Below are 12,464 nucleotides of genomic sequence, written 5' to 3'. Positions count from 1 at the left end.
TTTATCGCAAGGATGTCCGATACTTTTGAGTACTTTCAAAAACATCTTCGAGCACCGCGACATCTTTATCATTCAACTCTACGTTGCGTCGAGCCATGGCCATTTTAGCGGTTTTAGCAACAGCTTTCAAGTGATTAATTTTATACCCCTGAGGCCCACCAATCACAAAAGAAGGGACAAAATTACGTGGAAAACCACTTCCAAAAATATTGCTTCCAACACCTACAACAGTGCCGGAGTTAAAAGAGGTATTGATGGCACAGCGCGAATAATCGCCCATCACTAAACCACAAAACTGAAGACCTGTTTTTGCAAAACGCTCAGTAGAATAATCCCACAACTTAACCATTGCAAAATCATTTTTTAAGTTAGATGTATTTGTATTGGCACCTAAATTACACCATTCACCTAATACTGAATCGCCTAAATAGCCATCGTGCACTTTATTAGAGTAGCCGGTGATAACCGAATTACTAACTTCGCCACCTACTTTCGACCAAGGTCCAATAGTCGCACCTGGTAATATCTTGGCTCCCATACTAATCTGAGATGATTCGCCTATAGCGATAGGCCCTCGTAACATCGAACCTTCCCATATCTTGGCATTCTTACCAATATAAATAGGTCCTTCCTGCGGATTCAGGTAACAATATTCAACTTGCGCTCCTTCTTCAATAAAAATTTGATTAACAAGCTCAGGTTTTTTATTAGCTCCAACTACAGTCACAGTTTCATCTATCTTCTGCGATTGACGACCCTTTGTTATTAATTCAAAGTCGTTTTTAATCTCATCCTGGTTATGAGGAATTAACTGATAGATTTTATCCAAAATGGTTGTCTCGCCTTCAAACTCGATGGTTACAAAAGGTGAAAATTCATTGGCTTCAATCGCCTCTTTTACATCCTTTCCACCACATGCAGCTAACAATACACCATCTTTAAATAAGGCCTGCCCCAAGGTCATACTTTTAACTACATCTACCAGTTGCTTGTTGGGCAATACTGAAGCTGAAACGTACATGTTTTCATCCATCATCTTTAACTTGAACTTTTCAGCTAAAGATTCTGATGCTAAATAACTAGCTACCTCATCTAACCAAACTTCCCATTTTTCTTTTACGGTCAATATGCCAATACGAATATCTGCCTGTGGGCGAGTGAAAGTCAGTGGCAACATGCCACTTCGAAAATTATTATCAAATAGTATTAAATTCATGTAACACCAGTTTTAATAGAATTCTGATTGATGAGGCAATTTACAATTATTGTAAAAAAAAAGCTTCGGAAAAATCCGAAGCTTTATATTTTAGTCTCAAAGCAATAATTACTTACGCTTATCGAAATGCTTTTGGTATCTGCTCATGAACTTATCTACACGTCCTGCAGTATCAACAAGTTTCATCTTACCAGTATAAAATGGGTGAGAAGTACTTGAGATTTCTAATTTAACCTGAGGATATTCAACTCCGTCGATTTCAACAGTATCTTTAGTGTTAACAGTAGAACGAGTGATGAACGTATCCCCATTTGACATGTCGGTAAAAGCTACCAATCTGTAGTTGTCTGGATGAATGCCCTGTTTCATTGCTATATAATTTAATTCTTTAATATTCTTATTCGTATCGGGCTGCAAAGGTAAATTATAAAATTAAACCAGCAAAGCTTTTAATGCATTTAATCTCTGAAATTTATAATTATTTTTCTTTATGAGCATTATATTTGGTATCTAAAGGTATTGCAGTTGCCTTGGTTTGCCCATTGTTCTTTTTATTAAACAAATAGCGATAGGTAATATGCTTTTTACCAAATGTGGCACCCATTGATTCCTGAAGAATACGCATCTTAGGGTTAAAATCGCCTACCCAGGATAACTCTAGCTCTTTCAAATGTGGATTCTTATCAACCACACCCTGCAAATGCCAAAATAAGCCAGACTCAATACCCGAACGCTGAAACTTTGGTACTACACCTAGAATAACAACACGAGCACGTGTCATATACTTTCTGTGTTTCATCCACATGAATCGCAGTTTATTCCACAGATTCATTTTACCATTAAAATGTTTCAGTATTTGATTTACATCAGGAAACAATACAATAAAACCAATTGGTTTACCATCATGATAAGCATACCAGATTAAATCTTCCATCATAAAAGCTTTAGTCTTCATCATGGTGGCTTTTAACACTTTCTTATCGATGGGTGTAAAGTTCTCATGAAAACGCCAGGCATCATTATAAATGGCCTCAAAATCGTTAATAAACTTATCTGTTTCCTTAATTCTAAAATGCCTAAAGCTAAAACCTTCCTTTTTTACCACCCAACCTGCTATTTTCCAAAATCGCTCAGGAAAAGGCACTGTTAAATCCAGATGGTTTGTGATTTGCTCGAAGTAAGTCGAAAAACCGTACTCCTCGAAAAAGGCTTTATAATAAGGTGGGTTATATTGCATGCCAAAACCAGGCTGTGAAAAACCTTCAACCAGGCACCCCCAGAAATTATCATTTTCGCCAAAATTGATGGGGCCATCCATTGCCTCCATCTGGTTTTTCTTTAACCACTCTTTTGCCGCATTAAACAATACAAAGGCAGCTTCCTTATCGTTGATACATTCAAAAAATCCCAAGCCTCCCGTTGGTTGATCAAAGCCTTTCGATTTCTTATGATTGACGAATGCTGCTACACGGCCAATCACCTCCTCATTTCGAATTAATATAAATCGAGTTGCTACACCATGGTTAAAATAGGTATTTCGATTGGCGTCAAACACCTCTTCTATCATTGAATCAAGCGGACGCACATAATTCTTATCGTCGCTATAAATAACGTTTACGACATTCAGAAATTGCTTTTGTGATTGCTTATCAGAAACCTCAACTACTTTCATTCACACTAATGCTTTGTAAGAAAAATAGCGAGCCGAAGGACTCACCACAAAAATAGACGATTATTTTAATTATCCTAAAAATACGTGCGCTAAAAACCCGGTGTTATACCAAACCACAATCTATTTTTTCGAGCATTTACTCCCTAAATCCATTACAAAACACGAATAGCCAAACCCAATTTACAAAAGAAAGGCGACCCCTATTTGGTTCGCCTTTCTAATTATAAATATTGCATTTCTCTAAAATTCAAACCAGTCCCTGTAGTCATCAGGTTTTTTAGCAGGAACATCTTTGTGGTAATATTCATTTTGAGCAGCTTCGTAGTTATAATCAGCCTCCATCTCTCGCCAATTTTCAGCCACATGCTTTACTGAACTTATCAAATAATCGACTTCCTCATCTGACATGCTTGGATGCACTGACATTCTAATCCATCCCGGCTTTTCAGACAAATCACCTTTATTTATCTTACTGGTAATCTTGTTGGATGTGTAATAATCAACATGCAGCAAGTAGTGACCATATGTTCCTGCGCACGAACAACCACCTCGCACCTGTATTCCAAAATGATCGTTTAACAAGCGAACGGCAAGGTTAAAATGTAAATCATCAATATAAAAAGAGATGGCACCCAAACGCTTATCAACATTATTAGCTAAAATATTAATACCCGGTATCTGACGAAAGGACGTGAGTATCTTTTTTATCATCTCATCTTCACGAGCATGTATATTTTCAACACCCATCTTCTCCTTTAGCTTGATCACCAAAGCAGCTTTTATTGATTGTAGAAAACCTGGCGTACCGCCATCTTCGCGCGCTTCAATATCATCTATATATCGATATTTCCCCCAACGGTTAGTCCAATCCACAGTGCCACCACCTGAATTATCGGGTGCTGAATTATGATACAATGATCGATTAAAAACCATCACACCTGAACTTCCAGGTCCACCAAGAAATTTGTGTGGTGAAAAGAAGATTGCATCGAGACTTTCCAATGGATTTTCAGGATGCATATTAATATCGTCATAAGGCGCAGAGGCCGCAAAATCTACAAAACAGAAACCTCCATTCTCGTGCATGATACGAGCCAGCTCGTAATAAGGCGTACGAACGCCGGTTACATTAGAGCAAGCACTAAATGAGCCAATTTTAAGGGTTCTGTTTTTATATTTCTCTATTTCACGACGCAAAGCATCTGGGTTAACCAGTAGCTGATCATCCGGCTCAATAACCACTACATCAGCATTAGTCTCAAGCCATGAGGTATGGTTAGAATGATGCTCCAGGTGTGTCAGAAAAACAACTGGTCGCTGGTCGATAGGAATACTAAAAAACTTTTGCGCCTGCTCAGGCACACGTATTCCTAGCATGCGTTGCAATTTATTAATCACGTATGTCATGCCAAACCCGGCTGTAATAATAATATCATCCGGACCAGCGTTTACATGTTCTTTAATGACACTATGCGAGTGCTTGTAGATATTCGTCATGATCATACCGGTATCACTCGATTCAGAATGTGTATTGGCCACCATCGGGCCAATTTTATTCTTCATCAATTCTTCGATGGGACCATAAAGCCGACCACTTGCTATCCAATCGGCATAAACTAGTGGCTTTTCACCATAAGGCGTTTGAATAGTGGCATCATATCCTATTGTATTTTTTCTAAACTTTTCGAAATGTCCGCTTAATGTACTCATTAATCTCCTGGTTTATATTTTCAACAACACAACCTAAATTCCAACATACATTTCATATTGGTCTTTGCACAAATATAGATAATTCTATATGAAAGAAAACATGATTTTCTAACAAGTAAATCATTATCAAATAAGTAATAAACTACTTATTTAGCCTCAGTAAATTCTATCTCAGTGAGGAGCTCCTGAGCAACTATTTTCTTGTTAGTACTCCCTGATTCCTTAAATTCATTCGTCAGCTTTTTGATTTCCTCACGCTCGCTTGCAGAAACTCTCAACTTCATACGAAGTGCAAAAGATAAAGCCTTTAAAACATAAAGTTCATTGCTATTATTAACGGATGCCACTAAATCTCTTGCAGTAGGCACTGAGCCAGATTGTTTAGCTTGTAATATTCGTCCAATGGTATAAAATGACGTTGCTTTCAAGTAAGTACTTTCACCAGCTAACCAGGTAACACATAACAATGATGAGTTTTCTAAACGAGACCACAAATACATGGCTGAACGCTCAACCAAATCCTTATTACTAATTTTAGTCGCCCATTGTAAACACTTTTCTACGGTCATCTTATCGGCCGGAACTATCATCGATGCTAAAATCATCGTTTCACGTATTTCTAAAAACCAAAGTCGCTCAGCCAGTTCGTAACTGACAGGAATACGCTTAGACAATTGTTGCAAATGAGGTAATCCAACTCCATAATTGATGCGATAATTGATGCCACTATTCTCCATTTGAGCAGTTGTGGCTCCATTCATATGCAAACGTAGCTGACCAAGCACCCACTCTACTTCTTTCTCTACCTTCTGATTTTCAATAAAAAACTTCATATACCAGGTGTATTAACAGCTACAAAGGAAAAAGTTTTTTTGTTTTTTTTCGATTCTTCTTGCAATTATTAAAACACATCTATTATCTTTGCAATCGCAAAAACAAAAATGGTGGTTGTAGCTCAGCTGGTTAGAGCGCTGGATTGTGGTTCCAGAGGTCGCCGGTTCGAAACCGGTCTTCCACCCCAAAAGCCTTAGTTAGAAATAACTAAGGCTTTTTTATTACTCACAAAATTCCCCTAAATACAGACTATTACTAATGTCTTTCTCGTCGGCACTGCGAAAAGCCAACCAAATATGCCATGTCGCTCCTTGCAAATCAATATCCCAAAAATATTCTTCTTTAGATCTGGGCACTCCAGTCAAACGGTATTCGAGCCAATTATTACCAGGCACAAAAGCTATCACGACAAGCGTGTCATTGGATTTCCCTTGTTCACCTGACCATCGAAAACGACAGCCATTCGGCTCAATGTGTACTTCACATGCATCAGCTAAGTCAGTAGCCCCAGCAGCAACACGTACCTCTTTCCAATCAATGACCTGATCGGGGTATTCCCCTTTTATAGCATTCATGAGGTTATATGACTTTGCAACATGATAGGGGGCATTGTTTACTGTAGCAGGGGCAAAAGTGATTTTAATTAAATCCTTCATTGGTTTCAATAATTGCTGAACCAATGCCATTTTTTGTCGTTGTGCCTCTTGCTTTAAAGAGGGCTTCTTTCGCTTATTCGTTTGAGGCAAGGAGCGAACGATGTTCTTTCCATACATCGTGTAAAAAACCACATTACCCGCCTTGCCCTTTACAATACCGTTGATTCCATCTTTTACTATTGCCATGATAATCTAATTAATGGTATCTACTTCCAATTAACATACAAGTATTTCTCTAATATTCAATTCATCATCAAGTTACAGTTTTATCATAGTTTTGTCAATGATTATACAATTATTATTGAACATTCATTGCAGGAACTATGAGTTAACTGTGAATAATCTTTAAATAAAAGAAGGTTGAAGAATACTTGAAGTAATATGGATGGTGGAATTATTCTCTAAGGATGGCAATCTCTAAAAATCAGCTCAACATGGGAATAATTTTTAGTGTAGGAAGTGTATTTTGCAAACCTTTGTTAGAAAATAAAAAAGGGAACTCATGATTGAATTCCCTTTCTCGTCAATAAGTATAATGATGAATTAATTTCTAAAAGTAAAAGTCTTACCCGCAGTTAAATTTACTTCAATCGTCTGCGCTTCATAGATCATCTTGATTTGCTTTTTCTCCGGGCAAGTTAAATCGACCTGTTTGATTACACCATCTTCCCATAGTATATCTACTGTAATGTTCCCCCTTGCCTTTAGTCCTCTAATGTATCCATTTTCCCATTTGGATGGCAAGGCTGGCAAAATCCTGATCAACTCTTTTTCATGCGATTGAAGCAGCATTTCCGCTACGCCAGCGGTATAGCCAAAATTACCGTCTATCTGAAACGGTGGATGTGCATCAAACAAGTTTTTATACATTGATTGTTTCAATAGTAATTCGATATGTTGCTGGGCCATATCACCATCAAAGAGGCGCGCATAGCAATTAATTAACCAGGCTCTACTCCATCCGGTACCGGCACCTCCATTTTCTAAACGGCAATCAAGTGTTTTTCTTACTGCATCCATTATTTCCGGCGTTTCACTTTGAGTGATCGCAGTACCTGGATGAAAGCCATACAGATGCGACATATGTCGATGCCCTGGCTCCACTTCTTTATACTCTCTATCCCACTCTAGGATGCGGCCGTCACCACCTAACACAAAGCCTGGACGTAAACTTTTACGCTGCTTCCTTATTTTTTCCAACAAAGGAGGCTTGACTTCTAACAATTCACATGCTTGCACATAATGATCAAATACTTCGGCAATTACCTGCTGATCCATGGCTGATCCCATGCAACTGGCCACAGCCTTTTTATCTGTTGAAAAAAAGCGGTTCTCAGGTGATGTGGATGGGGCAGAGACCAGGTAACCATCTCGTGGATCTTCAATCAACCAATCACTATAAAACAGGGCCGATTGCTTTATGGCAGGAAAGGCACGTTCCTTCAAAAAATCAAGGTCATTGGTAAAGGCATAATGCACCCAATAATGTTGCATCAACCAAGCTCCTGCGCCAACAGAACAGCCCCAATACGCCGTTGGTGCCCTTAACCAGGTTGGAGCCCATAAATCGGTAGCATGTGGCACAAAAGTACCTTGACAATCGAAATTAACTTTTGCCGTCTTTTGACCATTCTGCACTAGGCGATCAATATAATCAAACAATGGTTCATTAAGCTCATCCAGATTGGTAACATTAGCTAACCAATAGTTCATTTGCAGATTGATATTCAGGTGATAATCTGCATTCCAAGGAGCATTAATGTGCTGATTCCATAGTCCTTGTAAGTTCGCAGGATTGGTTCCGGGACGAGATGAACTAATCAACAGGTATCGGCCATAGTTAAACAACAGGTTTTGTAAGCCAAGGTCTGTCTCTCCATTCTTTACTCTTTCAAGGCGTTGATCAGTGGCCAAGCTGTCAGGCGATTCATTTTCCAAAAACAATTCAACTCGTTGATAATACTTTTGATATTCCTTGACGTGCTCTTTTTTTATTTTTTCTGCACCAGCAGCAATCGCTTGCTGCAGATCTTTATTATTCTGAGTTACAAAATCCTTTTGATAAAACGATGTATTATTGACAAGAAAGATGGTGGCCTTTTTAACACCTTTCAACATAAGGGATTTGTCTTTTGTCAGTACTTCACCATTTTCGTTCAGTACTTTTAAACAAGTCTGAAAACGAACACCGTTTAGAATAGGGGTCGGTTTTGAGTCAATTTTGCCGTCACGTTGAGTCACCTCACCTTCCATGACCAGCACCATATCATCACCTATATGACTTTTAGCCGTAGGGTATCCAGCATCATTTGGTCGGCCCAGCTCTATTGTTCCATTAAAGCCTTCCGGCGACTCACTTGATAACTCAATAACAATAGCACGATGGGGGTGCGATGCATACACTTTTTGACTTATCTGGTATCCTTTGCTTCTATAGTTGGTATGTGCTATCGCAGTATTGATATCTAGCTCTCGCCTATAATCGGTAATATCATCATGTTCGAAATTCAGAAACAAGTCTCCGAGTGTTTGATGAGAGCGCACTACTGATTTACGGGAGAATCTTTCAACGAATAAATGATCAGCTTCCTGGTGCTTCCCTTTGATAAGCAACTGCCGGATTTCTGCTAAGTCATTTGCATTTCCTGCTGGTTCATCCCATCCTAAATCAGCTGGCCACATCGAATCATCATTCAGTTGAATGCGTTCATGGCTTGTTTTGCCAAAAACCATAGCACCAATACGTCCATTTCCGATGGGCAGAGCCTCTTCCCACACATTAGCTGGTTGCTCATACCACAATTGACTGTTCTTATTGCTTTTTCTTTGCCCTGCTTCTGAATAGCATCCTGAATGCATTCCAAGTATAAACAGAAACATTACAATTGACATGTTACTCTTTAAAGTTCGATAGTTGTTTGATATGTTCATTGCTGTGGGATTTTAGCATACAAAAAGAGCTTAGTAACAAGGACTAAGCTCTTTGAAATATTATAATTAGTACAAGATATATATTTACACTCTAAAAACTACTACTAGATTCATTCGAAACAGGATCTTAGTCGGCCAGAATACCAAACTCAGCACCACCTGCAAAGTCCTGTCCGTTCTGAGAACTTTTAGCCGTAAATCGTATATAACGTGCTTTTAATGGCTTGTTAAACTCAACACGTTTCTCTTTTTTATCTCTGGAAAACTGACCTTCGTGAATTGCTTCTCCCCAGTTTTTTCCATCCATACTCACGTGAATGGTATAGTCCTTCACATCCCCGTTTCTTCCGCCATCCTGGCGAGGCAGGTAGGTAAAACCTTTAATGAACTTAAGCTCGCCGCAGTCAAAGTCAACCCAGTGTGGAAACTGAGCTACTGTTACTGAATACATGGTATGCCAGGTAGTGGCAGGATCGCCATCCACCAGGTTTTTGGCCGAAGCACCAGAACCAGGCTCTTCACTGCTCACAAAGACAACAGTTGTTTCTATTTTTTCAATTTTATTGAAGCGCATAGATACTTCCGAATCTTTATTGCCTTTGAACCAGGCTTTAATGGCACCTGCTTCGCGCATGCTAAAGGTCTCATCGAAAGTCTTTGCTCTACCTCCATTCACAGAATAGCTGTACTGAGCATCCTCTTTGGTCGACGAAATCTCTACTTTACCAGTAGCTGAACGCGTAATCGTAATAGGCACTTCTCCTGAAGGTGCTACATGAGCAATTTGATCTAAATCTTTGCCAGCAGGACGGATGATAAAACCAAAATCGTTTTGACCAGCATACACACGATCGTGCTTTAATGGCGCTCCCTGTCCACAGCTCGCACCACCTAAACCAGTTACTTTCATATCCAAGTGAAGCGTAATATCTCCTGGCTCAGGTAATTCGTAAATATGAGCAGCAACACCCATGTCCTGAGCCGTATAGGGCAAAGCGCTGACAACCATCTCATCCGCCGCTATAAATACAGCACCGCTCTGACTATTATTAGTTAAGGCACACCAACGTGTTTCCTCGTGGTTGGCCATATCCTGTGGTTTCGGGAAGTTGACAAACTCCTTATTAACCGTTGTCGTGTATTTCTGAATATTCTGAGCCGTTTTACGGTCGTTGTAGTTACCAATCGGACCACGCCCGTAATATGTCAGGTTCTCGTAAGCCTTAGGGATGGTCATTGAATAACCCAAGCGTGGCAATACGTATTGTGACTCATTGGTAGTGATGCTCGACTGCAACTCCACCGAACCATCCTGGTAAACCGTCCATATCTGATTAGTTACAAAACGGAAGTCATCCTCTCCAAATGTCTGATCAGTCAATTCTTCGACCGATAAGACATTACCACTTGTGCCACCATGTTGTTTAGCTGCGTTAGGTGCTTGCGAAACCACCGTAAAGGCTATGCTAACCGTTCCATCGGCATTGCTTCTGACTTTAGAGTCGATGGCTTTATGTTTCAGGTTATGCAAACCTTTTTCGTACCAGCTACTATAGCCCCATGTATCGTTATTCACAAAAGCACGGAAGGCATCTAGCTTAGGTCCATTACCATCGGCGATGATAAGTTGACCATCGTACGCTAAGCCATAAAGCGAACCGTCTGCCATGTTAAATTTAGCCGTGAAATTTAGACCACTTACCAACTTAATGTTGTTACCGGCATCCGTCAATTTCACTTTACCACCTGCTGCTTTAGTCGCTTCTGCCATGGTTGGCACTTCAGTTTTTACTTTCAGCAAGAACTGCTCTTCGGCCTCCACAAAGCCTTTATCCGCCCATGGCTGATTGTTTTTCAATGTGAACTGTAATTTCACAAAGTATTCAGAGCCTGCCTTTAAGTTGTTAAACTCATAAGGAAGCTTGACCGTCCTTTTTTTTCTTGCTGCGATTGGCTCAAAAGTCAATTGACCTTTTTTAATCTCCGAGCCATTTTCCCAAAGCGACCAAGTTAAATTGTAATCAGCCAATGACTTAAAGTAATACTTATTGAAGATTTCAACAGTACCTTCCTGAATATCCAAAGCTTTGAAACCAATATTCTGGTATACTTTTTTCACTTCGTAATACTGAGGTTTCAGGTCGCGCTCGGCGAACAAGATACCGTTCATTACAAACTGACCACTGTTAGGCTTGTCGCCAAAGTCACCACCAAAAGCCAGGTAACGCGTACCATCTTCACGGTAGTTATAAATCGCCTGGTCAATCCAGTCCCAAATAGCTCCACCACAGAAATAATTGGTCGACTCAATGGCCTCCCAATAGTCAATCAGGTTACCACAGGCATTTCCCATCGAATGCGCGTACTCCGAAATATGGAAAGGGTATTTGATATTCATTTGACCGGTCACCGCCATTTTCATCCAACCGATAGACGGATACTGGTTAGAGCCCATATCCACAATACTGTTGTTACGTTCGTACTGCACCGGACGTGACTCATCAATTTCTTTCAATGCATTATAGGCGTGTACAAAGTTTTCACCAGGCCCAGCCTCGTTACCCAATGACCAAATGACGATGGACGGATAGTTCTTATTCTGATGCGTCATCTCTACCACACGTGCAACATGTGCATTTTTCCACTCTGGTGGATGAGAAAGCGATGCTTTTCCGTAATAATACTGGTGTGACTCAATGTTGGCTTCATCTTCCTGATATATACCATACTTGTCGCATAGGTAGTACCAATATGGCGCAGGTGGATAATGTGAATTACGAACATGGTTAATATTACCTTGCTTCATCAACATCACTTCCGCTTCCATTTGCTCACGTGTTAGTGTGTGCCCGGTTTCAGGATGTGTTTCATGACGGTTGACACCTTTTAGTTTAACCGTTTTACCATTGATGTAATAATAGCGACCGGCTAAACCAAATTCATCATCTTCAGCTTTTGTATCTTTAATCACCACTTCACGGAAACCAGTATGTGTAGAAATCGTTTCTACAACTCTACCTTTCTTATCTTTTAGCTCAGCTACCAATGTATAGCGATAAGGGTATTCGGCCGACCACTGCTTTGGAGCTCTTACTTTCATTACAGCTGTAGCTTTGCTTTCAGCACCGCCATTGATTACAGGAACTGATGCTGTAGCCACTGCTCCATCTACCAGCTCATTGTCATCTGAATATAATTTATTGGCGTAGAGCGAATAATCCACTTTGTAGCCTTTGGCCGCTTTTTTAGCAAAATTACGAACATCAACTGCAATGTTTAATGCGCCATCTTGATAGTTATCGTCCAACTCAGGTAGTACAAAAAGGTCTCGAACCTGAACCTTAGGTGTTGAATACAGTTGTACACTGCGGAAAATACCCGGAAGGCGGAACATATCCTGAGCCTCCAAAAATGAACCATCGGAATTACGGTACACCTCAGCGGC

8 protein-coding genes and 1 tRNA gene are annotated in these 12,464 nt (G+C 40.0%); 1 reads left to right on the top strand and 8 read right to left on the bottom strand.

The features are described from left to right. Nucleotide 1: 1 nt before the first annotated feature. The 5 genes from JIV24_RS07810 to JIV24_RS07790 all read right to left on the bottom strand — a co-directional run bounded on the left by JIV24_RS07810 (nucleotide 2) and on the right by JIV24_RS07790 (nucleotide 5,431). Nucleotides 2-1,216: a putative sugar nucleotidyl transferase gene (locus JIV24_RS07810; protein WP_200464469.1), complete on the bottom strand. Its 1,215-nt coding sequence runs from the start codon at nucleotides 1,214-1,216 to the stop codon at nucleotides 2-4. 108 nt (nucleotides 1,217-1,324) lie between these two features. Further along, nucleotides 1,325-1,585, bottom strand: coding sequence for a type B 50S ribosomal protein L31 (locus JIV24_RS07805; RefSeq protein ID WP_200464468.1), 261 nt, complete (start codon nucleotides 1,583-1,585; stop codon nucleotides 1,325-1,327). A gap of 109 nt (nucleotides 1,586-1,694) precedes the next feature. After that, nucleotides 1,695-2,888 carry a GNAT family N-acetyltransferase gene (locus JIV24_RS07800; RefSeq protein WP_200464467.1) on the bottom strand — a complete coding sequence of 398 codons (1,194 nt, stop codon included), beginning with the start codon at nucleotides 2,886-2,888 and terminating at the stop codon, nucleotides 1,695-1,697. Nucleotides 2,889-3,128: 240 nt separating this feature from the next. Further along, nucleotides 3,129-4,598, bottom strand: coding sequence for an aminotransferase class V-fold PLP-dependent enzyme (locus JIV24_RS07795; protein ID WP_200464466.1), 1,470 nt, complete (start codon nucleotides 4,596-4,598; stop codon nucleotides 3,129-3,131). A gap of 146 nt (nucleotides 4,599-4,744) precedes the next feature. Beyond that, nucleotides 4,745-5,431: a DNA alkylation repair protein gene (locus JIV24_RS07790; RefSeq protein WP_200464465.1), complete on the bottom strand. Its 687-nt coding sequence runs from the start codon at nucleotides 5,429-5,431 to the stop codon at nucleotides 4,745-4,747. A gap of 111 nt (nucleotides 5,432-5,542) precedes the next feature. Between JIV24_RS07790 and JIV24_RS07785 the strand changes: the two genes are divergently transcribed. Beyond that, nucleotides 5,543-5,619: transfer RNA gene (locus tag JIV24_RS07785), tRNA-His, on the top strand. A gap of 34 nt (nucleotides 5,620-5,653) precedes the next feature. Here JIV24_RS07785 and JIV24_RS07780 read toward each other — a convergent pair. The 3 genes from JIV24_RS07780 to JIV24_RS07770 all read right to left on the bottom strand — a co-directional run. Beyond that, a complete protein-coding gene (locus JIV24_RS07780; protein WP_200464464.1) occupies nucleotides 5,654-6,274 on the bottom strand; it encodes a DUF6266 family protein in 621 nt (206 codons plus the stop codon). A 357-nt stretch (nucleotides 6,275-6,631) separates the two neighbouring features. Next, the gene (locus tag JIV24_RS07775) at nucleotides 6,632-9,019 is read right to left on the bottom strand and encodes a glycosyl hydrolase family 95 catalytic domain-containing protein (RefSeq protein ID WP_234445752.1); all 2,388 of its coding nucleotides are present in this window, start codon (nucleotides 9,017-9,019) and stop codon (nucleotides 6,632-6,634) included. 127 nt (nucleotides 9,020-9,146) lie between these two features. Then, nucleotides 9,147-12,464, bottom strand: a 3,318-nt coding sequence (locus tag JIV24_RS07770; protein WP_200464463.1) for a glycoside hydrolase family 2 TIM barrel-domain containing protein, incomplete at its 5' end; no start/stop codon positions are given.

The organism is Carboxylicivirga marina (assembly GCF_016612505.1).
In the GTDB taxonomy this organism is placed as follows: Bacteria; Bacteroidota; Bacteroidia; order Bacteroidales; family Marinilabiliaceae; genus Carboxylicivirga; species Carboxylicivirga marina.
This window is presented reverse-complemented; position numbering and strand designations above follow the sequence as displayed.

Excerpts from the sequence above, each read along its gene's own strand:
- JIV24_RS07810 (WP_200464469.1), bottom strand. The coding sequence starts at position 1,216 with ATGAATTTAATACTATTTGATAATAATTTTCGAAGTGGCATGTTGCCA.
- JIV24_RS07805 (WP_200464468.1), bottom strand. The coding sequence starts at position 1,585 with ATGAAACAGGGCATTCATCCAGACAACTACAGATTGGTAGCTTTTACC.
- JIV24_RS07775 (WP_234445752.1), bottom strand. The coding sequence starts at position 9,019 with ATGAACATATCAAACAACTATCGAACTTTAAAGAGTAACATGTCAATT.
- JIV24_RS07800 (WP_200464467.1), bottom strand. The coding sequence starts at position 2,888 with ATGAAAGTAGTTGAGGTTTCTGATAAGCAATCACAAAAGCAATTTCTG.
- JIV24_RS07780 (WP_200464464.1), bottom strand. The coding sequence starts at position 6,274 with ATGGCAATAGTAAAAGATGGAATCAACGGTATTGTAAAGGGCAAGGCG.
- JIV24_RS07795 (WP_200464466.1), bottom strand. The coding sequence starts at position 4,598 with ATGAGTACATTAAGCGGACATTTCGAAAAGTTTAGAAAAAATACAATA.
- JIV24_RS07790 (WP_200464465.1), bottom strand. The coding sequence starts at position 5,431 with ATGAAGTTTTTTATTGAAAATCAGAAGGTAGAGAAAGAAGTAGAGTGG.